This window comes from Methanoregula formicica SMSP (assembly GCF_000327485.1).
GTDB classification, from domain to species: domain Archaea; phylum Halobacteriota; class Methanomicrobia; order Methanomicrobiales; family Methanospirillaceae; genus Methanoregula; species Methanoregula formicica.
On the sequence record NC_019943.1, the window covers coordinates 525,411 to 549,630 of the forward strand.

The following is a 24,220-nucleotide window of genomic DNA, read 5'->3' on the forward strand; positions in this document are numbered from 1 at the left end:
GCCGGATCTTTGCATATCACAGGTCTGGAGATCGACAATTTCAAGTCTTTTTCAAAAAAGACAAAAATTCCCTTTTTAGAGGGGTTCACCGTAATATCCGGGCCCAACGGCTCCGGCAAGAGCAATATCATCGATTCTATCCTTTTTGTCCTTGCGCTCTCGAGTTCGCGCAACCTGCGGGCAGAGAAACTGACCGACCTCATCAACCTGAACTCCGGCCGGAACACGGCCGAGGTTGCGCTCGAATTCTCTGACGGGACGAAGATCCGCCGGCGGATCAAGCGGACCGGCAACGGTTATTACAGCTACAACTACCTCAACGAACGCCTCTGCAAGCAGAGCGATATCGTCGACCACCTGGCAAAGCACGGGATCAAGCCCCACGGCTACAACGTTGTCATGCAGGGCGATGTCACCCGCATCATGGAGATGAGTGACTTCGAACGCCGGAAGATCATCGATGAGATTGCGGGCGTTGCAGAGTTCGACACCAAGAAGCAGCAGTCGCTCGCTGAACTCGACATTGTCCGTGAGCGGATCGAGCGCGAGGAGCTCCTCTTGATCGAGCTTTCAAAGCGTGCGAACGAACTGAAACGGGAACGGACCCACGCCCTTGAGTACCAGAAATGGCAGAACGAGCTGACATTCTACCAGAACTGCCGCTCCGCAGCCCAGCTCCATGAGCGGGAGAAGGAGCTCAGGTCCCTTTTACAGTCGGCCGAGGACCATACGATCCAGCTGGGACGGATCGCATCCGACCGGGGGATCGAGGAGAACGAGCTCTCCTATCTCAAAGCCGATCTGACCGATATCGACGAACTGATCAACAAGAAGAGCGGGGCCGACTACCTGAAGCTGATCGCGGAGCTCGAAGAGGCAAAGGGCGGGATCAAGCTTGCCGAGCAGACCATCGTCCGCCTCAAAAAAGAGAAGGAGACGAACCTCGAAGCAATCAACCGCGTGTTCACGGACTCGAAGCGTGCCGAGACCCGGGTAGCCGAGTGCACGGACCAGATCCGGACCCTGACCATTGACCGCACCAACATTGCGATGGAGGTTGCCACCGCAAAGGCCCAGCTGGAGAAGTTCGAGACCGAGATCAAGCAGCACAGTGAGGACACCGAGGGCGCCCGCGAGAAGCTCTTCAGCCTCTTAAAAGAGGTCGAGGAGAAGAAAGGCCAGCGGTCGGGCATCCTCCACCAGCAGGACCTCTTTATCGAGAAGAGCCGGATGCGGACCTCCGAACTCGAACGTCTTACCGGTCTGTTGCGGCAGCTGGACGAGGAGTATACCGCAAAGCAGACCCAGCTCACGGACAGCGAGAAGAGCATCGCCGACCTCCAGGCCGAGAAGACGGCGCTGGACCGGAACCTCTCGGAACTGGAGAGCACGCTCTTTGCCCAGCGGTCGTCCCTTGAACGACTCCGCTCCGAGATCCGCGACACCGAGCAGGACGCGATCCGGCTGGAGGCGGCCCGGGATGCAAGGGGCGAGTCTGGCGGACGGGCGATCGAGGCCGTCCGGGCCATGGAGGGCGTGCATGGCACCATCTCCGACCTGGGGAAAGCCCCCGCGGAATACACGACCGCCCTGAATGTCGCGGCAGGCAACAAGCTCCAGTTCGTTGTCTGCGACACCGATCAGATCGCAGCGGACGCAATCCGGTACCTGAAGGACGAGCGGCTGGGGAGGGTCACGTTCCTCCCGCTCAACAAGCTCAAGCCCCCGCAGCTTCCCCCGCTCAAAGAGCCCGGTGTCATCGACTATGCGGTAAACCTGCTGGATTACGATCCGAAATATGACCGGGCGTTCTCTGTGGTTCTTGGAGGGACGGTTGTTGTCGATACCCTTGAGCGTGCCCGGAAACTGATCGGGAAATACCGCATGGTCACGCTCGAAGGCGAACTTATCGAGAGGAGCGGGGCAATGACCGGCGGCTCGATGAAGAAGCAGTCTGGCCCGAAAGGGTTCGGCGCTGCCGTGGACGACGAGATCCTGCGCATCCGCTCGCACCTTGGAGAACTGCAGGGAGAGGCTGCAACCCTGGAAACCGGCGTGAAGCGCCTTACGGAAGAAGTAGATGCAAAACGCGGGGCACGGAACGAGATCGACCAGAAGGTGGCCCGCTTCGGGATGTTCACCGAGGAGTTCTCGCGACGGTTCGATGCGATCACGGTCGAGAAACAGACCATCGAGGCAGCGGTTGCCCGGCAGCAGGAGGAGACAAAGAGCAGCGCCTCCGAACTTGCCGCACTCGAGGCGGAGCTGGACAAGGCCACGGAGGAGATCAATGGCCTGAATGCTGAGATCGATGCCATCAAGAAACGGCTTGACGACACCAACATTCCCGCTCTCACCGAGCAGATGGAGAAGAAACGCCGGGAGATCGAGGAGTTCGAGCGCCGGCTCCGGAACAAGGACGGCGATATCAATGATGCGCAGCGGGAACGCCAGCACTTCTCGGCCCGGCTTGGCGAACTTGCAGAAGAGCGGAAACGCCTGGATGATGCCAACCAGCGGATCGATTCTGATATTGCGGGTGCGAACGGGCAGATCGCCGCCCACAAAGCGCAGATTGCCACTCTTGAGGAGAAGCAGAAGGAGTTCTCGGGAGAACTGGACGAACTGCGGACAAAGCGCAGCGAGGTCTCAAAGCACATCCAGGAATCGGAGCTGAAACTCCTGAAGCTCGATGCCGAGAAGGACCGGATCACGGCCCAGCAGGTGGCCATCGAGGAGCGGGCAAAGACCCTCGGCATCGAGATCGACATGCTGAAGCAGCAGGTCGGTGAGATGGACACGGAACTGACGCTCTCGGAGATTGAAGGAAAGATCGCCGAGGCCGACGGGGCCCTCCGGAAGATCGGGGCGGTCAACATGCTCGCCATCGAGGAGTACGACAAGGTCCAGCGGCAGGTAACCGAGCGGACAGAGAAGAAAGAGATCCTCTCGACCGAGCGGGAGACCCTGATCCAGCGGATCGAGCGGTTCGAGAAGATGAAGTACGAAGCCTTCACCACCGCGTTTAAGGCCATCGATGCGAACTTCCGGGAGATCTTTGCCCGGCTCACGAGCGGCAGCGGTAACCTTGTGCTGGAGAACGAGGAGGATCCGTTTGCCGGCGGCATGACCTTTGCCGTCAAGCCCCGGGACAAGAAGGTCCACCTCTTAAACTCCCTCTCCGGCGGGGAGAAGTCGCTTACCACCCTTGCCTTTATCTTCTCGATCCAGCGTTTCATCCCCGCACCGTTCTATGCCTTTGACGAAGTGGACATGTCACTGGATGGTGCAAATGTCGAGCGGATCGCCTCCATGGTGGAGGAGCTTGCCCCGAGCACCCAGTTTATCATCATCTCGCTCCGTAAACCGATGATCGAGGCCGCCGAGCGGATCATGGGAGTAACCCTCCGGCCCGACAAGAGCACGCTCGTCACCGGGGTAAAGGCCAATGGCTGAAGAAGAGCGGGGCAGGAGGAGCGAGGCACCGACCCCCTCTCCTGAGGAAGAAGGACTGTCCGGGCCTCCCGGGCAGCAGCCGGACAAACAGCCGGAGGAGCCCGTGGAGGACCCGCCCTTGCAGTCTCCGGTTCCGGCCGCTATGGAAGACCCGGTCGAGATCCTTGTGGGCCTTGCCGAACGAGGGGAGATCGACCCGTGGAACATCGACATCATCGAGGTGACCGACCGTTTCCTGTCCGAACTGGAACGACGGCGGGAACTCAACCTCCAGATCTCCGGGCGGACGCTCTTCTTTGCTTCGACCCTTGTCCGGATGAAGTCCGAGCAGCTGGTGAAAATCGATGAACCCGAAGATTCCGGTGACGGGGAAGGGGACGACCTGTTCGGGGAGTTCGGTGCGGGGGACGGCGAGGACATCGACTACACCGGCCGGCTCGGCCCCATCGAGCGGCTGGAGCACGAGATCCAGCGCCGTCTTGACCGCAAGAGCATGAGGAAGAGCCCGACCACCCTCTTCGAGCTCATTACCGAGCTGAAGAACATCGAGAAAGAAGAACGCCGGCGCCGGAGGATGGCGGAAGGGGGCCGCGATGACTATACGGACTCCCTGATCGATGCCGATGACGTGGTCAGCATCGCCCACGAAGAGGGATTCCAGGAGTCGTCCATGACCCGGCTTGCCGAGTACCTCGAAGGGCTGGAGATCGATGAAGAGATGACACTCGCTGAACTCTGCAAACGGATGGAATGGGGCATACCCGAGGTTTACATCCCCCTGCTCTTCCTTGCCCTCGATGGCCGCTGCTCGCTCCGGCAGGAGGAGTTCTTCGGGGATATCTGGGTGCAGATCTGCCGGGTTGACGCCGCCGCCCCTCCTGCAGAATCCTCATCGGAATAATAAGGTCATTTCGAGGCGTTCCGGTACGCGTTCTCCGGTACATGGATCTCGAACCGTGCGCCCTTCTCCCCTTCCCCCGTTTCACGGATTGTCATGCCCGTGATGGAAAGAATTTCCCGTGCAAGGAAGAGGCCGAGGCCGGTGTTCTTCCCGTATCCCCTCTCGAAGATCTTTTCCTTCTTGTTTGCCGGGATGCCGATCCCATTGTCCTCGTAGGTAATCGTCAGCCCGCTGTCATCCGGGTGGGAAGCCAGTCGTATCTCCGTGACCCTTTCGCCATGACGGAGCGAGTTGTCGACAAGGTTATGGAATACCTTCTCAAGCATCATGTCGGAATAGATCTCCAGATCCCCAAGGTCACTTTTCAACCGGACTGACTTCGGGACCGATGCCGATGCGAGGAACTTTTTCTCACTTTGCCATTCAGGCTCTTTTGTCCCGAGGTTCTGGTATACGCGGGTGAACTCCACCTGCTGCCTGATGATGGTGATGAGGGGAGCTATCTTCTCGATGAGCGCAGGGTAATCCGGGGTGGCACCCTGCCGCTGGGCAAGTGCAAGGTGGCCCTGGATGATCGCGATCTTGTTGAGGACATCGTGCCTCGTGATGCCCGAGAGGAGACTGAGCTGCTTGTTGGTCCGAAGGAGCGTCTCCTCCATCTGTTTCCGGGCAGTGATGTCCCGGATGGAGACAAGAACTGCGGGGACAGTGCGGTACAGGATCTTCCTGCCGATGCCCTCGATCCAGATCCGTTTTCCGGTTGTTGTGAATGCCGGGTATTGTACCGGGTACCGGTCAAGCCCCTCTTTCACGTTCCGGAAATCCTGCACTACGGCATCCCGTGCCTCCGGGGCAATGAAATCCAGCACGTTCCTTCCGCCTTCATGGCTGTCATATCCGAGGTCGCTGTCAGAAGCAACCATTGCTGCCATTGCCTGGTTTGCGAAGAGGATCCTTCCTGTCATATCGACGATAAGAATCCCGTCAAGGGAATGCTCCACAAGGGTCCGGAACTTTTCCTCGCTCTCGCGGAGGGTCTGCTCTATACGGCTGCGTTCGATCTCGGCAGCAGCTTTCACCGCCATGATGTCAAGGATCTCCCGGTATCCCGCTATGGATTTTTGCGCGGTCCGGAAAAATGCGCTGAGGACCCCTACCACTCCGCCGGCAGAATCATGGAGAGGGGTACCGATATATGCGGAAAACCCGAATTCTGCAACAGCCTCTGCCGTGGGGAAGAGCTGTCCGAGGTTGTCCCCGTAGAACAGGAATCCCTGCTCCGTCACTGCATTACAGGGCGTCCCCGGCAGGGAGCAGGAGAATGCAGCGACACGGTTCCCGTCAAGGATCATGGAGCGGGCTACGAGCGATTTCCTGTCCGGTGACACTTCGCTGACCATTACACAATCGGCACCCAGCCATGTGGCAACGTTCTCGGTGATCGTGTGGAGGGAATCCACCCCGGTTGTCCCGACCATGCTTTTCACAAGCGTGTTGAGTGCCTTTTCTGCCTCCTTCTGCTCGTTGATGTTCTCCACGTTGGAGAGGATGTGGGGGATCGCGTTCATGAGGATGACCGATGAGGTGAAGCGGCAGGTCTGGACCTTCCTGTCTTTTGACAGGCACCGGATCTCCATACCTCTGACACCGCCCCGGCTCCGGAGAGCAGAGGAAAACTGCTCATATTCCCCGCTGTCGGCAAAGAGATGGATCTCGGTTGCAGTCTTCCCGATGACCTCCTCGCGGGTAAACCCGGTGTTCTCAACAAACGCGTCGCTCACATCCACGAATGTTCCGTCCTTTGCCGCGACGAGTGTCAGCGCCACCGGGCTGCTGCGGAAGAGGGTGGCGAGACGGCTCTCGGACTCCCGCAGGACTTCTTCTGCCTTCCGGCGCCCAGTCACGTCACGCATGGAGACGAGCATGGCAGTGTTTCCTTCAAAGGAGATCTTCTTGCCGATGCACTCGACCCAGATCTCCCTCTTCTTTGCGGTGATGAGGTTGTAATGGACCAGGTAGGCATCGATCCCCCGGGCGACCTGTGCAAGGTCTTTTACCACGGCAGGCTTCGACACCAGGGCAACAAGGTCCATGACATTGAGGGATCCGACAACGGACCTGGTATCGTCGATATCAACAATCCGTGCTGCCGCCGGGTTGGCAAAGAGCAGTTTCCCCGTGAAGTTGACAATGAAGATCCCTTCCAGCGAGTTATCGACCAGCGCCCGGAACTTCTCCTCGCTCTCCTTAAGTGCCAGCTCCATCTCCTTTCGTTCGGTGATATCCCGCAGGATGCCGGAGAGGCCAATGACCCGGCCTGATGCGTCGTGGACTGCTGCTCCGTTGTCCTCGAGCCAGCGGATATTTCCGGCCCTGTCCCGCATCTTCAACTGGGTGACCGTGGACTGCCCGGTGGTAATCGTTGTTTCCATGTCGGCCAGTGCCCGCGAGGCATCATCACTCTCCAAAAATTCGGTGAAAGAATGGGAGAGGACCTCTTCCAGCGTGTAGCCGTACCGGGCGATCTGCGGGCCGACATGGGTGATGATGCCGTTTTTGTCCATCATGTAGATTACGTCGGTCGTGGTCTCGGTCATGAGCCGGTATTTCTCTTCGCTCTCGCGCAGTCCCTGCTCCCGTTTGTAAAGTTCCTCGTAGTTGGCCCGGAGTTCTTCCTCGGTTGCTGCCAATTCTTCATAGGCCGCGCGGAGGTCCTCGTTCTTGCGCATGAGCTCTTCTTCTACCCGTTTGAGCTGAGTCACCTCGACTGTCACGGTCAGGGCAGCCGACTTCCCTCCGATGGTGATCGGGATGGTTGAGAAGAGGACATGGACCTTGTGCCCGTCTTTTACGTTCAGCGCAAGCGGTACGTTCTCAATCTTCCCGGCAAGGACCGCACGTGAGACCAGCTTGGCTGCACCGGTAATGGAGAGGAGGCCCAGCTCGACCGGGTTCTTCCCGAGGATCTCCTCTTCTGCGTACCCGCTTGCCTTCACAAAGGAGGGATTGACCGCGATGAACTTCTGGTCCGGCATGCTGTTGATCGCTATCGGGTAGGGGCTTGACTCAAAGATGGTCCGGAACTTCTCCTCGTTTTCCTTTATGGTGGACTCGGATCGCATCCGGTCGGTAATATCCCGGAGCGAGATGAGGATGGCCTGCTTCCCCTCGAACGTGATGGCTTTCCCGATGCTCTCGACCCACCGCACCCGGTGCAGCACGGTGATGATCTTGTATTGTGCAAGGAACCCGTCAATCCCCTGCGCCACCTTCCTGAAATCCCGGATCACCGTCTCCTTCGATTCCGGTGCGATAAATGCCATGACATTCTGCCGGCCCATCACCTTCTGGTAGTCCTCTTCTTCGACGAGTTTACCGGCAGCCTGGTTGGCAAAGAGGATTAATCCGCCCGGGTCGAGGATCAGGATCCCGTCCAGCGCGTGCTCAACAAGGGTCCGGAACTTCTCCTCGCTCTCTTTTAGGGCCTGCTCAGTCTCCCTGCGGTCGGTTACATCCTTGAAGATCCCGCGGGTGTACTGGGGTTTCCCGTCGGCGATTTTACAGCTGGCAAATCCCTCGGCATAGATCTTCCTGCCGTCCTTTGCCCGGAAGGTGACGTCGATGATACCCACATCCTCGCCGGCAATTACCCGCGGGAAGGTTGCCATGCAGTGCTCCCTGCTCTCCTCGTGGATGATATCGAACAGCGAGAGCTCGGGCAGTTCTGCCTCCCCGTACCCGAGCGTGTCCTGCCATTTTTTGTTGGTGAAGAGGAAACGGCCCTGCGGATCCACGCTCTGGATCATGTCGCTTGCATTCTGGAGGTCGTGGAACCGCTGCTCCTGCTCGGCAAGGGTCAGCCTCGCCTGCCGCATCTCGATAGCACGCTTAACGACATGCCGGAGCTCGGCATAGACGGCCTCTGCGTCGCTTCCCTTCTGGAGGTAGAAGTCAGCCCCGTTGTTCAGGGCTTCGATGACAACCTCCTCTCTCCCCCGACCGGTGAAGACGATGAAGGGGAGATCGCCGTATTGTGCGCGGACCTGCTTGAGAAATACGATGCCGTCCATGTCCGACATCTCGTAATCGGAGACGATTGCATCGGGACGCTGCTCCCTGATGAGAGTCTGCGCTGTGAGGGCAGAATCGCTTGTCCCGACAATGAACTCCTGCGTACTTTCGAGGAATGATTTGCCGAGTTCAAGGAGATCGGTGTCGTCATCGACATACAGGATGGAATAGGGCGGGGGCACGCTCTCCTCTTTTTCTTGTTGATGGATTCTGGATCTGCTCCTGTTTTCAGATATATGTTTGGATATTGCCGGTTACCATTTTAATTGATTATATGCACTTGAAACAGAAAAAGGGGTCATTTAAGGATTTTTTGGTTTCCTTCCCATCCCGGCTTCTCTGGTGCAGGGATTTCTCCGGAACCTGATGGTGGCCTGCCGAATCACGCCAGTTCCGGCACGCTGTCCACCCACTTCTCAACCTTCTTCCGGATCGCATCATCACTATAGGATGTCAGGGTCATCCGGTCCCGGGCGATATTGAGGTAATAGAGTTCGTTGTTGGGGTCATGGCATTTCATCATAACACTGAAGAGGTCAGCGGCCGGGAGGTGTTTCACCTTTCCCCGGTGTGCCTCGCGATTTGCCATGTTCGCAATGACAGCAGAGATACCGGTTTCATACCCTTCCACGGAATCGTACATCTCAATTGTCGTCCCGATTCGTTTGCCCTTCCCGTTCCGGTACTCGAACTTTGCCGTATACATTTCACGGACTTTCTGGACGGGGGGATATGCCCTAAGGTGGGAATTATAGGACGTGCATCCGAGCGGGTTCGTGTACACAAGGGAGCGGATGATGGCCGAAAAAGCGGCGATACCCGCGATGGGTGTCTTCAGCCTGCGGGAGGATTTTTTCGTATTGGGTCGCGGTCGGAAATCCGGCATATGCTAAAGGAGAATGGCAGGGTCCGATAAAGCCTTGGTGGTGGGAGGGGGGGTCGGGCGGGGGCAATTCATTCATTTTGCGATCGCGAGTGAAGGAATAAAAACCAGCCGGCTCACAATTTCAGATTACGGTATCGTACACGCTCCCGGCTTAATTTCGGAAATTTTTCCGATATTTTGCAAAAAAAGCCATACTGGGCCCTGGAGTGATACCTCCACCAGCCTGTCCGGATCGTGTTTGCGAATGTATTTGTTGCATGCGATGAGTGACGCTGTTCTGCAAATGAAAAATCTGCCCCAGCCCGACCCCCTTTTCAGAGGAAGCTGAAAACGCCTTTATTTCCTGTGGAGATTATGACGAAAATAGGGGGGATTTTCCCTCCACTGGAAATAAAGGGGGGTCGGGCAGGGGATGAATGTTGTTTTTTTTGTGCGATGATCATGAGCGTTCTGTGGACGTAAGATATCATTGATCAAGGGACCGCCACCATGCTTAACTTCATGAAAAAATCCCATAAAGCCGGATATAAACAGGAAGGAATATCATAAAACAAGAATAAAAATGCCGGGCTGACACCGCTATGGCATCTCGAACCGTCCTGGCCCCCCTGTCCGGTATGCAAAGGATCCGCCACTTCCCGCTCTTTTTCATCGTCCCGGTCCTGCTCTGCCTTTCCGTGATCACCAATCCCCTGCACCCCCTGTACTACACGGGATTTTCCTTGGTATCATACGAGGGGCTGAACCTCTGGGTCTACCACCACGGGCCACTCTTCTGGATTGCCGTTGTGTACAGCTACGGGCTGTCATTTCTTGCTGTCCTCCTGATCCTGTCGCACATGTCCGAGACCGGGCGCTGCCACCACCGGCCGCTCATCTGCCTGTTGTTTGCATCGCTTGCGCCGTTTATCGCAAACCTGATGTACGTGCTCAAGGTCCCGCCCAGCCCGTAACTCGACCTGACACTGCTTGCATTCATGGTTACGACCCTCCTCCTCATAGCCGGGCTCTTCCGGTACCTCTTCACCCGGGTGCCCGTTGCCTATGCACGGATCATGACGACAATGCGGGATGCTATCATCATCACCTCGGGACCCTCCCGTGTCATCGATCTCAACCCGGCTGCAGAGAATGTCCTTGGGATTCCCCTCAGGGAAGCGATTGGTAAGGATATGGGGGTGCTTCTCCCGAATCTCCCGGAACCGCTTGCCGGCCCGGTGCTGCCCGAAGAAGGGGTACGGGCGGAATACCAGATTGCGGGCAAGGGTCCGATCCGGTATTTTGATATCATGGCATTACCTCTTGCCGAGGAAGGATCTGCATCCGATGGCAGTCTCTTTGTCCTGCGGGATATCACGGAGCGGAAAGAAGCCGAACTGGCGCTTGCGGACGCAAACCGGAAGATCCGTCTCCTGACCAGCATTACGCGGCATGACATCCGCAACCAGCTCACGGGTCTCTCCGGCTACCTGGAGCTGAGCAGGGATTCCGTGGATAATCCCGTTGATATGACACGCTATGTGTCGCGGATGCAGATGGTTGCAAAGGCGATCGAGAACCAGATCGCCTTTACCCGGGACTACGAGAATCTGGGCGGCGGGCCCCCGTCGGGAGATCGGTGAGTATCCTGTCCTTCACGGTGGCAAACCCGATGGAGAGCCGAGTGATCTTCGTCCACGGGATCCGGTCCTTCGCCGGCATGACAAGGGAATAGGTGTCGTCGTTCGGGTCCGGGAAGGGGTACCCGTAGGCAGCCATTACGCTGCCGGTCTGCGGGGATACAGGTACCGGCGTTTTGACCTCCGGGGCGTTGGCCTGGGTGCATCCTGCGGCGAGGAGGAGCATTGCCGCGATAACGAAGGCCGGAAGCATCAGTCTCATGCAGGATCCCTGTCTCCTGATCAGGTATTCCGGCGCAATCCATTTATAGCAGGCCTGCTCCGCACCTGAATCCTGCAGGCAGTCCCCGCAACCGGGTCGGTTTATCAAATCCTGCCATAAGGATGTATAACAGTATCGATAAACTGGATCGGCAGGGGTCCGGCACGGCCGGTTCCTCCCGGATCCCCCCCAAGGACCCGACCAGAAAGGTTATCGAAGTTCCGTATCCACGGTGTAACCATGGCAATGAGCACCGGCCGGTCTTCTGTTGCCGATCTGGTCAGGGCGTTTGCGATCCTTCTTGTCATCAGTGTCCATATGCAGAATTTCCTGTCTGTACCGCTAAGAGCGGATCCTTTCGCCTTCGAGGTTCTCAAATTCATTGCCATCGCATGTTTCACAGCGGTATCTGGGTATGTTATCCATGCAGCAAACCGGAAAATCCGAAGTATTCCGGAAGCAGTGCACTTTTATAAGAAACGTAACGTGAGGGTATACCCGCTGTACCTCGTTGCACTCGTACTCTTCTTCCTCGGTTTCCAGGTCGCGGGATTCTTTCCCCCGCTGCATCTCACCCCCGCGGACTGGATCGTTAACGTCCTGTGTCTTCAGGTGATCCTCTCCCCCGCATTCGCCGAGCCGGTGTTCACCCTTTGGTTCATCGGGTTTATCATGGCAATGTACGCCATCTATCCTCTGCTCTCCGGTATTGCGGGGGTGTGGCAGAAGGTTGCGGCTGCTGCCGGAATCATCCTTGGTGCGGTCCTGTTCCATTACACGCTGGGTATCATTGACTTCCGCTTCTTCCTGTATTACTTCTTTTTTATCGGTGGGATGATCGCCGCAGAATGCGGCAACCGGTTCACGTGTGGCGCGAGATACAGCCAGATCGTGCCAGGGAGCAGGCTGGCCCGGGCCGGCGGAGCAGTTGCTTACTCTTCGTATTGCGTCTTCCTGTTCCATATGCCGGTCTTCACCATTGCCGGTTCCCTGCTGTCTGCCAGTAGTATTTCAGGCAACCTTGGGGATGCAATAATCGTACTTCTGGTAATCCCCGCCATCTTCTTTTCCTGCTATCATGTCCAGCGGTCGTACGACCGCCTTACCGGTGATTTGCAGGCGCGTTTGCGAAATGAAGAAACAGCAACTCCTGCAGGATTGTTGTGACGGAAATCCCGAATAACGGACGGATGACATGGGATGAAAAAAGGGGCAGGGTGCACCCTTACCGCCGGCTGTACTTCCGGAACATGTAGTACACGATGCCCCCGATGAACACCAGCAGGACAACCCCCAGCACCGCCACGAGCGACTGCTCCTTCACCTGGATGCGGAAGTCGTCCTTTGCTTCCGTCTGGTCGGACGCCACCTTCACCGAGATCTTGTACTCGCTGGCCACGATGTTGCCCGGCGGGACGATCTTCAGGTTCACGTCCGCCGACTCCCCCGGGGCGATCCCGGCGATAGTCTCCGGGGTGACCTGGGCGTTCCACCCCTCCGGGGCCGAGACGGTGGTCTTCACGTTCGTAAGCGTGCCGGCATTACCGGCATTGGTCAGCCGGATCTTAAAGGAGAGGGACTCCCCCTTGTTCACGGGATACTGGTACTTCTCGGTATAGACTTTGATCTCGTAGTTGCCCTTGATCTTCGCGGTCAGGTTCTCCTGGTAGGTGTCCTGGGACGAGTCGATGACGAGCGGGACAGGGTAGTCGCCCACGGGCACGTCGTACGGCGGGATCGCCTCGGCCACGAGCGCCTTCTCCTCCCCGCTCTTGATGAAGATCTCGGAGATATCCGTGCCGGGTGCGGCCTTTGCCTCGTACCGCACGTACCAGCCCGGCGGGACGGTCCCGGTCCCGAGGCGGAAGGTATCGTCGCTCTTCCCGATGTTCCGGATGGTCAGTTCGAAGCGGGGCTTCTTGTCGGCCGTGGTCGAAAGGACCGGGGAGTTCACCGTGACCTCGGCAGCAAAGGGGGCCTTCTCCAGCATCACGGTCCCGGCATCGGTGGTGATCCCGCCCTTGATCCGGACGTCCTTCTTCTCGACCTCCTTGTACCCGTCGCGCCCGATCTTCAGGGTATACCGCCCGGGTTCGACGTCGGCGGCCACCTTCCCGTCGGCCGTGCTCATCACCTGGTCGGCGATGGCGTGGTCCGCATCGCGCACGAGCGTCACCCTCGCCCCCTTGATCTTCTCCCCGTCCTTGTCCACGACGCTGAGCTTGAGGGTTCCCTTCTCCCCCGCGTGCGTCTCGGAGACAGTCACGTATACCCAGTACCACCCGTCCCCGATATGGAGGCGGACGGAGTACTCGCCTTTCGGCGTGTCGGAGTTGGTCTCCACGGAGAGGGTGATGGTCTTCGACCCCCCGGACGGGAGGGAGAGCTTGTTGATCTCGGTATCCCCGTCCATGAACCGGATCTCCCAGTCGTACTTCACCGTATCGAAGGACTCGTACCAGAGCTTCTTGTTGTTGTCCATGCCGGTGTTCGTCACTTTCAGGCTGAAGGTGGCCGTCTCCCCGGCCTCGACGATCTGGCCCGGGAGATCGCAGGAGACTGTGACGTAGGTGTCCTTCGACGAGGTAAAGTCGGCGGCCGCTGGCTGGGGGAGGACGATACAGAGGATCGCAGCGCCGATAAGACCGGCGAGAAGGAGGGGCCCCCCGGCCCCCTTCATCACGGCTCTCGTTGTCATCGGACATCCAGCCGCATGAACCGCAGGTACGCCAGGCCGAAGAATACTGCCGGGAAGAGCAGGAGGGCCACGATATTGGCGAGGATCTTCCCGAAGATATCCTCAACCGCCGGCCCGTTGCCTACGGACGCTACGGTGAACGAGGTGGCCACGCCGCTCCTGGTGGAGAGCAGGATATCCGGGGTCATGGTGGTGGTGGACGTGAGCGCGGAGGTGACCGCCTGGTAGTCCATCGTGGGGGAGAAGAGGGCGCAGGTGTCTCTCACCATCTGCCGCTTCTCCCAGTAGGCCTGGACGCGCTCGTTGTACTCGTCCCAGGCCCGGTTGCTGCCCGCGTTGGGGATGGAGTCCAAGACAACGCCAAACGATCCGTCGGTCACGTTGGTGGCGGCCGGCCGCTGCATCTGGTCGAGGAGCTCCTGCGGGAGCTCGGGCTGGCTGCCGACCACGTTCTCCATCACGGTGTCGTTGGCGAGCGTCGGGACGAGGACCGAGAGGAGGATGAAGACGATGATGGTGTAGATGAGGGCCGGCCCGCTCTCGTCCATCGCGGTCGACATGAAGAGGGCGATGGCGAAGTACGAGAAGATCAACAGGAACGAGACTGCCGCAAAGATGCCGATGAGGACCAGTTCGCTCCCGTCCGGCACGATCCCGTAGATGAGGAGGGTGGCAAGCGCAATGAAGAGCACCACGAAGAGCGCCCCGGCAAGGGCTGCGATGCCGCCCAGCGCCTTGCCGTTGATCACCTCGTCGCGGTACACCGGGTGCGAGAGGAGGATCTTTAGGGATTTGCTCTCCTTCTCCTTCGATACGAGGTCGAAACCCATCGCGATCCCGAGGATGGCCCCGACGAAGACGAGGTACGTGGCCACCGATGCGAAGACCGAGAGGATGGACGGCTTCTGGGCTATGTAGCTGGAGAGCGGGGAGTCGATGGTGGACTGGTGCTTGTTGTAACTGTCCAGCGCCTTGTTGTACTCGGTGATCCCGCCGATCATACCGACGATGGCGATGACGAGGAGGATCCCGAAGATGAGGAGGAACTTGCGGCTCTTCAGGTGGTCGAAGAGCTCCTTTTTTGCAACCGTAGCAAGCCTGCCCTGCGCCATCGCCCTCACCCCGCCACCCGGTAGTAGGAGAGGAAGGTCTCTTCAAGGGTCATGCCTTCGCAGGAGAGGCCCCGGATCCGGACATTGTGGAGCGCAAGCATCTCGGCCACCGCATCGCGGATGTCGGAGCGGGCACGGATCACGGCCCCGCACCGGTCGGCCTCGTACCCTACATCGACGATGTCCGGGTGCGAGAACTCCGGCATCGGGTCGCGGGTCTCGATATGGAGGGTCACCGGTTCCCCGGCTTTTCCGGCAAGGTCGGCTGCCAGGTCCTTCCAGGAGCCCTGCGCCACGAGCCGGCCGGCCGAGAGGATCCCGACCATGGTGCTGACCCGGCTCACCTCTTCGAGGATATGGGAGGAGACGACAACGGTGGTCCCGGCCCGGGCAATGCCGGTGACGATCTTCCGGTAATCGGCAACGCCCCGGGGGTCGAGGTTTGCGGTCGGCTCATCGAGGATGATCATCTTCGGGTCGTTGAGGAGGGCCTTTGCGAGGCCGAGGCGCTGGCGCATCCCCTTGGAGTAGCCGCCGACCGTCTTGGCGACGCCGGCAAGGCCGACGAGATCCAGGAGTTCTTCGATACGCTCTCGGCAGGTCCGGTGGTCCATGCCGTACAGGGCCCCGAAGTAGGCGAGGTTCTCTTCGGCACTGAGCGTTGCATAGAACCCCACGTCCTCGGGCATGTACCCGACCTGCTGCTTCACGGCAATGGGATCTCGGACCGTGTCGAGGCCGTTGATCAGGCACCGACCCCCGGTCGGTTCGATGAGGCCGACCAGCATCAGGATGGTCGTGCTCTTCCCGGCGCCATTGGGGCCCAAAAGGCCGAAGATCTCCCCGTCGGGGATATCCGCAGTCAGGTCGTCGACCGCACGGATTTTGTCATATACTTTTGTCAGGTGTTCGAGTTGAATCATGGTATGCACCCCGACCGGGGCATGTCCCGGCCGAACGGATGCCCCAAGGCTCGACCCCTGTATAAAAAGGAGTTCTCGCACAAGCCTCTACCGGTCGGGCCACAGGAAGAGGGGTGTGCCGGAACGCTCAAATACCGGGTCCGGCCCGCGCTGGCCCGGGCCCTGCGGTTTTCCGGTTTTTCACCCACGCCCGCACGAAAAAACGTGTAGACAGTTGTGCCAGATACCTTATTTATCCCCAAAACCGGATATTTTATTATGAATTTCCGGTTCATGGCAGGGATCTGCCTCCTCATTCTGGCAGCTGCCGCCCTTCCGGCATCCGCGTTGTCAGGAGAGGTCTCCATTCCTGTCATGTCAAATCAGAAGAGCGGAACAGTTTGGGTCACCCTCACCAACATCTCCGGTCCCGGACAGGAAGGGCCGGTGGAGGTCGCGTACGCGATAGGGAATGTCTCCGAGATCAACCGGGCATTCGTTACAGAAGATCCCCTGAGCGGTGTCGTAACCGTTACGGTGAACGCGAGCTCTCCGTACATGTACACCCTTACCAACAGGGAACCTGAAGGAAATGAATCGTACGCGATCAACAGCATTGCGGTCGCGCAGGAGAGTGCCCCCCTCCTCACCAACCACCAGTCGTTTGCCGTAGTTCCCGCAACGGCTAATTATTATGCGGATACCGTGCCGGAGGGCAAGCAGCACGAGTGGATCGACCTTGACTGGAGGGATAAGAACAAGGATCTCGGGCTCACGGTCTTCGCCCCGGACGCGACCCTCGGGCCCTACACCGACACCTCGGACGGCCGGAAAGACGGGCGGATCTTCCTCGACATCGCCAGCCGGCTGAACGTGACCGCCGGCACCTGGTTCTTCCGGGTCCAGAACAGCCGCGAGGACTACACCCCGTATACCCTGAACACCTATTCCGCATGAGGTACCCATGAGACCTGTCGCCGTCCGCTTCCTCCTTTCGGCCCTCCTCCTCGCGGTTCTCGCCGCTCCCCTGGTGTCGGCCCAGGAGTATACCGTGACGTCGGGATACGACAGCCCGGTTCCGGTGGACGCTGCGGCGCGGGTGCCGGCGCCGGTCGGGTTCTTTGCCCTGCCGCTCTGGGTGCTGATCGCCCATTTCTTCCTCTTCCCCCCGGAAGTTTTCCTGGCGATCAAACTCTGGGCCGCGCTGGGGATCCGGCGGGTCTTCGGGGGAAACGTCCTCGACCAGGGCCTCCGCGCCCGGATCTTCGAGCACATCTGCCACAACCCGGGGATTCACCTACGGGGCCTTGCGGCCGAGATGGACCTGAAGATGGGCACCCTCCGGTACCACCTGGGCATGCTGCAGAACACCCACAAGATCGCCGTGAGTGGCGATGCGGCCTCGGTCCGGTACTACGAGAACAGCGGGACGTACAGCGCTGACGAGCAGCTGATCCTCAAGCACCTCCGGAACGAGACCACGAAGATCCTCCTCCGCGTGCTGGTCGAGCGGCCGCTGGCCACCCGGCAGGACCTGGCCGATGCGGCGGGGATCTCCGGCCCGTCGGTCTCGTGGCACATGAAGCGCCTGCAAAAAGACCGGATTGTCCATGCCCGCCATGAGGGGCGGACCTCCGTGTACGAGATACCGACACCGGTGGCGGGATATATTATGCGGGCCGTCCAGGTTCCTGCCACGGTCCCGCTGGGCGAATGCCCGGGCGCAACCGGGCACGCGTAAGCGTCCCCCCCCTCTTATTCTTTCGGCCCGGGCCGGCGGTCCGGTCCGGCCAGTTCCGGCACCCCTGCCGCCCATGCCTCCACCCTCTCCCGGATCCTTACGTCGTGGTAGGACGAGAGGGAGAAGCGGTCCCGGGCGATGTTCAGGTAATATAGTTCGCCCGATGGGTCGTGGCACTGGAGCGTCACGGAAAAGAGGTCTTTTTCTGGTAGGTGCTTCGGCTTCCCCCGGTGGGAGGCGATGTTGGCCATGTTCGAGATGACCGCCGCGGTGTCGGTCTCGTAGCTTTCCTCGGAATCGTACATCTCGATGGTCGTGCCGATCCGTTTCCCGCGTTCGTTCCGGTACTCGAACTTTTCCGTGTACATCTCCCGGACCTTTCTGACCGGGGGATGGCCCTGTCTCCGGACGGCTAGCGGGTACAGCCGAGCGGGTTGTCGTATGCAAGCCTGCGGGCGATGGCACCAAACGCGCTGATATTGGGCAGTGGCGTCCTGAGCCGGTAGGTGGTTGTGATCGTATTCGGGCGGCGCCTAAAATCGGGCATATATCTGGGAGATTGTCAGGGTCGGGGATGTGCTTGGTGGTCGGGCAGGGGCGATCCGGTTTTAATTTCCCGGGACTGGGGCGAATGATCCCGAGAATCTATAAAATCCATTACCGCAGGTCTGCACGCTCCTAGAAGATGAGGACGTGAGCAACGAGATTCTCGCTTGGCACAGCTATGGCGGGATGGTAATAACCGGTATTGCAGCGCGGATGTCTGGACGAATCCGCCGGCTGGTTTATGTCGATGCAGCCCTGCCGGACCCGGGAGAGTCGCTCTTTGACCAGTTCGACAAAGGAGGGGTCAATCCGCTCTCGTTTACCGGGCTGGAAGCTGCCGCGGCTTACGTAGAGAAGATCACGTTTGATCCCCATGCCTTGCGAGGGATCCAAAAGACCTACGTGCGCTGTTCAAAAAGCGAGTTTGCACCGGTCACAAGGGTGGCAAAGCAGAAGACCGCAGCGGAGGGAGGGTGGAGGTATCTCGAACTCCTGACATCCCATGTGCCGATGGCCACACAGCCTCAGCGGTTTTACCGGGTGATGCTGGAAGCAGGGTGGGCGTAATGTGCGGCCCGAACGGGGCCTCCAAATCCCTGGAGCGCGCCGTACCGTCGGGAATGCAGTACGGGGTTCCCCGCGCTCTTTCCGGAAATGGCACGAAAAGCCGTTTGCATGCATGCGCCCCCTGCTGTTCACCAACTATGCTTGGACGATAGCGAAACAGCCAAAATGGGTGAGAACTGTATTTCACAAGCCAAAATGGCGGTATATGTGCGGGACATAATTTTCCGTCAATAATATGCGCGGAAAATCCTGCCTTGTCCTAGGGGTAATCCTTAAATGTCCGGGTGTGCAATAATGTGATCCACAAATTCTGGTGACGAACCGACGAAAACGGCCTGCGGGCGGTGTCGGTTCTGAAGAGACGCGGAGGAAAGCGATCGATGAATGTCGTTTTCCGACGTAAAAAATGTGCAGGCAACAAGGTATAAATAATACCGCAACCTACACTATAGGCCTGTGTTTGATACAACAAACACGACGATAAAAGCGTAAATTCTCTTTGATGGAGATCCAACAATACCCGGCATGACCGGAGTTGGTTCTGACGTTGGCATTGGCAATGCGGAAATTTGTTTAGTAACCGCTCAATTCCTTAGAAAGTTCAGATAGTGTGCGTATATTTGTGAATTCTGGTTGATCCTGCCAGAGGCCACTGCTATCGGAGTTCGATTAAGCCATGCGAGTCGAGAGGTGCAAGACCTCGGCATACTGCTCAGTAACACGTGGACAATCTACCCTATGGAAGGGGATAACCCCGGGAAACTGGGGATAATACCCTATAGACTATGGATGCTGGAATGCTCTGTAGTCGAAAGGTCCGCCGCCATAGGATGGGTCTGCGGCCGATTAGGTTGTTGTTGGGGTAACGGCCCAACAAGCCTGTAATCGGTACGGGTTGTGGGAGCAAGAGCCCGGAGATGGATTCTGAGACACGAATCCAGGCCCTACGGGGCGCAGCAGGCGCGAAAACTTTGCAATGCGGGAAACCGTGACAGGGGAACTCCGAGTGCCCGTTAAATCGGGCTGTCCACCAGTTTAAATAACTGGTGAAGAAAGGGCCGGGCAAGACCGGTGCCAGCCGCCGCGGTAATACCGGCGGCTCGAGTGGTGGCCACTATTACTGGGCTTAAAGCGTTCGTAGCTGGTTTGTTAAGTCTCTGGGGAAATCTTCCGGCTCAACCGGAAGGCGTCTCAGGGATACTGGCAGACTAGGGACCGGGAGAGGTGAGGGGTACTCCAGGGGTAGGAGTGAAATCCTGTAATCCTTGGGGGACCACCTGTGGCGAAGGCGCCTCACCAGAACGGCTCCGACAGTGAGGGACGAAAGCTGGGGGAGCAAACCGGATTAGATACCCGGGTAGTCCCAGCTGTAAACGATGCGCGTTAGGTGTATCGGTGACCACGAGTTACCGAGGTGCCGAAGAGAAATCGTGAAACGTGCCGCCTGGGAAGTACGGTCGCAAGGCTGAAACTTAAAGGAATTGGCGGGGGAGCACCACAACAGGTGGAGCCTGCGGTTTAATCGGACTCAACGCCGGGAAACTCACCAGTTAAGACAGCTGAATGATAGTCGGGCTGAAGACTCTACTTGACTAGCTGAGAGGAGGTGCATGGCCGTCGTCAGTTCGTACTGTGAAGCATCCTGTTAAGTCAGGCAACGAGCGAGACCCACGCCAACAGTTGCCAGCTCGTCCTCCGGGATGGTGGGGACACTGTTGGGACCGCCTCTGCTAAAGAGGAGGAAGGAATGGGCAACGGTAGGTCAGCATGCCCCGAATTAACTGGGCTACACGCGGGCTACAATGGGTGGGACAATGGGTATCGACACCGAAAGGTGAAGGCAATCTCCTAAACCCACCCTTAGTTCGGATTGTGGGTTGCAACTCACCCACATGAAGCTGGAATCTGTAGTAATCGTGTCTCAAAATGGCACGGTGAATATGTCCCTGCTCCTTGCACACACCGCCCGTCAAACCACCCGAGTGAGGTCTTGATGAGGCCGTCGTATCTGCGGCGGTCGAATCTAGGTTTTGCAAGGGGGGTTAAGTCGTAACAAGGTAGCCGTAGGGGAATCTGCGGCTGGATCACCTCCTAACGAAATTTCAGGGAAACGCGGTTGCTAGACAAACTGTAAAGTTGCCGATGTCGACAAGAAAGGTTCAGTCGCCGTAAATTGGGGCGAATGACCGGGTTCGAATCCCGGTGAGCCGGTTTAGATGCACCTCGAGATGTGAATCACGAGGGAAGGGCTGAGAGTCAAACCAATGACTCTTCGAGGCCGTGTAAAGGTTGCACTCAGGACGTTAAATGGGTTTAGCGGAGCATTAGTATAATCCTGCCATTGGATGGCTCGGTTCAAGTGCCGATGAAGGGCGTGCCAAGCTGCGATAAGCTCCGGGTAGACGCAAGGAATCTGTGATCCGGAGATACCCTAATGGGACATCCCAACACTTCGGTGTTTATCCGTAAGGATAGGGAACCCCCCGAATTGAAACATCTCAGTAGGGGGAGGAAGAGAAATCAACCGAGATGTCGTTAGTAACGGCGAGCGAACACGACAGAGCTCAAACCGAATCCCGCAAGGGAAATGTGGTGTCATAGCCCACCGTACGGGCCTGGATGTGAAGCGGAAGTTGCCTGGAACGGCACACTACAGAGGGTGATAGTCCCGTACGCATAAGCAGACAGGCCCAGGTGGTGTCTCGAGTAACGCGGGTTGGAATTCTCGCGTGAATTAGGGGGTCATCAACCTCCAAAGCTAAATACACCTTGAAACCGATAGCGAATTAGTAGCGTGAGCGAAAGCTGAAAAGTAACCCTGAAAAGGTGGTTAAAAGCGCCTGAAATTGGCAGGAGATCGCGAGTTGCGGCCCGAAAGGATCTTCCATGCGAAGGAACCCGTCGCGAGGCGGTAGTACGGGTATGGTTGCCAGGGTCGTAACGTACGTTTTGAAGAACGGGCCAGAGAGTTTATTCTGTTGGCGAAGGTTAACCCACAAGGGAAGCCAAAGGGAAACCAACAAGTCCGTAGCAGCAATGCGTGGGACGGCGTATTAAAAGTGCGTGGAGTCAGCAGGATAAGACCCGAAGCCGAGCGATCTATGCGTGGGCAGGTTGAAGCGTGACGAAAGTTGCGTGGAGGACCGCAAGCCGTATTGATATGCAAATCATTGGTGTGACCTGCGTATAGGAGTGAAAGATTAATCGAGCCCGGCATCAGCTGGTTCCTCCCTAAACATGTCGCAGCATGACCTGACCGGAGGTCGTTGGTGAGGTAGAGCACTGATTGGGGGAGCTGGGCGGGAAACTGCTCACCCCCCTGCCAAACTCCAAACTCCCCAACACCCTAGATGGTCGGAAGTCCGCATTACGGGGTAAGCTTGTAATGCGTAAGGGAAACAACCCAGACCGTGGTTAATGTCCCTCAATGTAGGCTAAGTGTAAACACTGAAATTGGTCCTAGGTCAAAGACAACTGGAAGGTGAGCTCAGAAGCAGCTATCCTTTAAAAAGTGCGTAACAGCTTACCAGTCAAGATTTAGGGCGGTGAAAATGGACGGGGCTAAAGCCTACTACAGAGACCACGGAGCACCGAAAGGTGATCTGGTAGGGAGGCGCTCTGCGTGGGTAGAAGCTGGGGCGTAAGTTCCAGTGGACCGCGTAGTGATGAGAATTCTGGCACTAGTAGAAGCATAGATGGGTGAGAATCCCATCCGCCGCAGGGGCTAGGTTTCCTCGGCAATGTTCGTCAGCCGAGGGTTAGTCGGTCCTAAGGTACGTCGTAACTCGAACGTACCGACAGGGAAACAGGTTAATATTCCTGTACCATGTGGTTTTTAGTCGCAAGACCCTGACGTTTCGGGATATGCCAAGCGGGACCGTCATCCCGTCCAAGCGTATAATCCCCTGGAGTACCGTAATGGTGAGAACGGGGAGAAAGCGTGATGGGGTAACTCGGCAAATTTCCGGAACCCATGAAAAGGGAATCACATGTCCGTACCGAGAACCGACACAGGTGCCCCTCGCTGAAGAGGTGAAGGCGTGTCGGATTTAAATGTAGTTAAGGGAACTCGGCAAATTGGCCCCGTAACTTTGGGATAAGGGGTGCCTGCCTGGAGATCAGGCAGGTCGCAGTGACCGGGTCGCTCTAACTGTCTAATAACAACATAGGTGACTGCAACTCCGAAAGGACTAGTATAGTCACTGATTCCTGCCCAGTGCGAGTATCTGAATACCGGGTTCAACCGGACGAAGGACTCGTAAACGGCGGGGGTAACTATGACCCTCTTAAGGTAGCGTAGTACCTTGTCGCTTAATTGGCGACTTGCATGAATGGATTAATGAGAGCGATACTGTCCCTAACACATATCCGTTGAACTTTTTGTCCTAGTGCAGAGACTAGGGACTCCTGATGGGAAGTGAAGACCCCGTTGAGCTTTACTGCAGCCTGTCGCTGAATTACGATAATTCTTGCGCAGTGTAGATGGGAGACGTTATATCCGTCACTTTCGGGTGACGGGGAGTCAACGATGAGACACCATCCTAGTTTTGTTGTAGTTCTCACTCTAACGAGGACACCGGTAGGTAGGCAGTTTGGGTGGGGCGCCACACCCTCGAAAAAATATCAAGGGTGCCCCAAGGTCAACTCATGTGAGTCAGAAACTCACAGAAGAGTGTCAAGAGCATAAGTTGGCCTGACGCGATCACGCATAGCAAGTGATCGCGAGAGGAAACTCGGGTCTAACGAACCAATATGCCCTTTTGGTGAGGGCTATTGACTACAGAAAAGCTACCACGGGGATAACAGAGTCGTCGCCGGCAAGAGCACATATCGACCCGGCGGCTTGCTACCTCGATGTCGGTTCTTTCCATCCTGGCTGTGCAGCAGCAGCCAAGGGTGAGGTTGTTCGCCTATTAAAGGGGATCGTGAGCTGGGTTTAGACCGTCGTGAGACAGGTCGGTTACTATCTATCAGGAGTGTTAGGAGTCTGAGGGTAAGAATGAAATAGTACGAGAGGAACTTTCATTCGGCGCCACTGGTCGATCGGTTGTCCGACAGGGCAGTGCCGAGCAGCTACGCGCCAAGGGATAAAAGCTGAAAGCATCTAAGCTTGAAACCCGGCCTAAAAAGAGACTCCGCTATAGGACACGAGTAAAAGACTCGTTTGATAGGCTTGGGATGTACGCACGAAGGCAACGACGTGTTCAGTCCGCAAGTACTAACGTCCAAACACTAGTGCTCACCACGTTAAACCCAGACGAAATTCTGAGTGCAAACCTTATATTCTATCCTGACATACAGGATAGGGTATCATCCTACACGGCTGCCAAGGTGGCGGAGCGGCCACGCGGTTGACTGCAGATCAACTACACTCCGGTTCAAATCCGGACCTTGGCTTTCGGAGATGTGCGTCAGCACATCGACGAGGAGAAGAACTGCTTGCAGTTCTTCGACCAAGT

17 protein-coding genes, 1 tRNA gene and 2 rRNA genes are annotated in these 24,220 nt (G+C 57.6%); 12 read left to right on the plus strand and 8 right to left on the minus strand.

What is annotated here, in order from left to right; genetic code table 11:
• Window positions 1–9 precede the first annotated feature (9 nt).
• Window positions 10–3,456 carry a chromosome segregation protein SMC gene (gene smc / locus METFOR_RS02665; protein ID WP_015284566.1) on the plus strand — a complete coding sequence of 1,149 codons (3,447 nt, stop codon included), beginning with the start codon at window positions 10–12 and terminating at the stop codon, window positions 3,454–3,456.
• Complete coding sequence (locus METFOR_RS02670; protein ID WP_015284567.1) at window positions 3,449–4,357, plus strand: segregation/condensation protein A; 909 nt, start codon at window positions 3,449–3,451, stop codon at window positions 4,355–4,357. The genes smc and METFOR_RS02670 overlap by 8 nt, the downstream gene beginning before the upstream one ends.
• A gap of 5 nt (window positions 4,358–4,362) precedes the next feature.
• On the opposite strand, the gene METFOR_RS14405 is transcribed toward METFOR_RS02670, so the two are convergent.
• Window positions 4,363–8,610, minus strand: a complete 4,248-nt coding sequence (locus METFOR_RS14405; RefSeq protein ID WP_015284568.1) for a PAS domain S-box protein — start codon at window positions 8,608–8,610, stop codon at window positions 4,363–4,365.
• Window positions 8,611–8,810: 200 nt separating this feature from the next.
• Window positions 8,811–9,314: a hypothetical protein gene (locus tag METFOR_RS02680; RefSeq protein ID WP_015284569.1), complete on the minus strand. Its 504-nt coding sequence runs from the start codon at window positions 9,312–9,314 to the stop codon at window positions 8,811–8,813.
• 581 nt (window positions 9,315–9,895) lie between these two features.
• On the opposite strand from METFOR_RS02680, the gene METFOR_RS02690 reads away from it, so the two are divergent.
• Together METFOR_RS02690 and METFOR_RS02695 are read left to right on the plus strand one after the other, a co-directional pair.
• Window positions 9,896–10,267 (plus strand): histidine kinase N-terminal 7TM domain-containing protein, encoded by a 372-nt coding sequence (locus METFOR_RS02690; RefSeq protein WP_048110768.1) that lies wholly within the window; start codon window positions 9,896–9,898, stop codon window positions 10,265–10,267.
• Window positions 10,268–10,291: 24 nt separating this feature from the next.
• Window positions 10,292–10,936, plus strand: coding sequence for a PAS domain S-box protein (locus tag METFOR_RS02695; RefSeq protein ID WP_048110769.1), 645 nt, complete (start codon window positions 10,292–10,294; stop codon window positions 10,934–10,936).
• On the opposite strand, the gene METFOR_RS02700 is transcribed toward METFOR_RS02695, so the two are convergent.
• Window positions 10,884–11,195, minus strand: a complete 312-nt coding sequence (locus tag METFOR_RS02700) for a hypothetical protein (protein WP_015284570.1) — start codon at window positions 11,193–11,195, stop codon at window positions 10,884–10,886. The genes METFOR_RS02695 and METFOR_RS02700 overlap by 53 nt on opposite strands.
• A 240-nt stretch (window positions 11,196–11,435) precedes the next feature.
• Between METFOR_RS02700 and METFOR_RS02705 the strand changes: the two genes are divergently transcribed.
• Window positions 11,436–12,362 (plus strand): acyltransferase family protein, encoded by a 927-nt coding sequence (locus METFOR_RS02705; protein ID WP_015284571.1) that lies wholly within the window; start codon window positions 11,436–11,438, stop codon window positions 12,360–12,362.
• Between the two features lie 58 nt (window positions 12,363–12,420).
• On the opposite strand, the gene METFOR_RS02710 is transcribed toward METFOR_RS02705, so the two are convergent.
• The 3 genes from METFOR_RS02710 to METFOR_RS02720 are packed head-to-tail and all read right to left on the minus strand — an operon-like array spanning window position 12,421 to window position 15,928.
• A complete protein-coding gene (locus METFOR_RS02710) occupies window positions 12,421–13,893 on the minus strand; it encodes an NEW3 domain-containing protein (RefSeq protein ID WP_015284572.1) in 1,473 nt (490 codons plus the stop codon).
• Window positions 13,890–15,005, minus strand: coding sequence for an ABC transporter permease (locus METFOR_RS02715; protein ID WP_015284573.1), 1,116 nt, complete (start codon window positions 15,003–15,005; stop codon window positions 13,890–13,892). Before METFOR_RS02715 ends, METFOR_RS02710 begins: the two co-directional genes overlap by 4 nt.
• Window positions 15,006–15,010: 5 nt before the next feature.
• Entirely contained in the window at window positions 15,011–15,928 is a 918-nt protein-coding gene (locus tag METFOR_RS02720; RefSeq protein ID WP_015284574.1) for an ABC transporter ATP-binding protein, read from the minus strand.
• A gap of 3 nt (window positions 15,929–15,931) precedes the next feature.
• On the opposite strand from METFOR_RS02720, the gene METFOR_RS15225 reads away from it, so the two are divergent.
• From METFOR_RS15225 to METFOR_RS02730, 3 genes are read left to right on the plus strand one after another with little or no spacing between them, the layout of a single operon-like run.
• Window positions 15,932–16,138: a hypothetical protein gene (locus tag METFOR_RS15225; protein ID WP_148277573.1), complete on the plus strand. Its 207-nt coding sequence runs from the start codon at window positions 15,932–15,934 to the stop codon at window positions 16,136–16,138.
• Between the two features lie 48 nt (window positions 16,139–16,186).
• The gene (locus METFOR_RS14410) at window positions 16,187–16,864 is read left to right on the plus strand and encodes a hypothetical protein (protein ID WP_015284575.1); all 678 of its coding nucleotides are present in this window, start codon (window positions 16,187–16,189) and stop codon (window positions 16,862–16,864) included.
• A 7-nt stretch (window positions 16,865–16,871) separates the two neighbouring features.
• Window positions 16,872–17,648: a winged helix-turn-helix transcriptional regulator gene (locus tag METFOR_RS02730; protein WP_015284576.1), complete on the plus strand. Its 777-nt coding sequence runs from the start codon at window positions 16,872–16,874 to the stop codon at window positions 17,646–17,648.
• A gap of 14 nt (window positions 17,649–17,662) precedes the next feature.
• On the opposite strand, the gene METFOR_RS02735 is transcribed toward METFOR_RS02730, so the two are convergent.
• On the minus strand, window positions 17,663–18,016 hold the full coding sequence (locus METFOR_RS02735; RefSeq protein WP_052310740.1) for a hypothetical protein: 354 nt from the start codon (window positions 18,014–18,016) through the stop codon (window positions 17,663–17,665).
• A 44-nt stretch (window positions 18,017–18,060) separates the two neighbouring features.
• On the minus strand, window positions 18,061–18,195 hold the full coding sequence (locus METFOR_RS16040; protein ID WP_267878662.1) for a hypothetical protein: 135 nt from the start codon (window positions 18,193–18,195) through the stop codon (window positions 18,061–18,063).
• Window positions 18,196–18,341: 146 nt separating this feature from the next.
• On the opposite strand from METFOR_RS16040, the gene METFOR_RS02740 reads away from it, so the two are divergent.
• From METFOR_RS02740 to METFOR_RS02755, 4 genes are all read left to right on the plus strand, one after another.
• On the plus strand, window positions 18,342–18,761 hold the full coding sequence (locus METFOR_RS02740; RefSeq protein ID WP_148277574.1) for an alpha/beta fold hydrolase: 420 nt from the start codon (window positions 18,342–18,344) through the stop codon (window positions 18,759–18,761).
• 626 nt (window positions 18,762–19,387) lie between these two features.
• Window positions 19,388–20,854 (plus strand): 16S ribosomal RNA (locus tag METFOR_RS02745).
• Between the two features lie 226 nt (window positions 20,855–21,080).
• Window positions 21,081–24,002, plus strand: a 23S ribosomal RNA gene (locus tag METFOR_RS02750).
• The 16S and 23S rRNA genes sit together here with 1 tRNA gene alongside, the layout of an rRNA operon.
• Before the next feature lie 84 nt (window positions 24,003–24,086).
• Window positions 24,087–24,158 (plus strand) — tRNA-Cys (locus tag METFOR_RS02755).
• Window positions 24,159–24,220 lie beyond the last annotated feature (62 nt).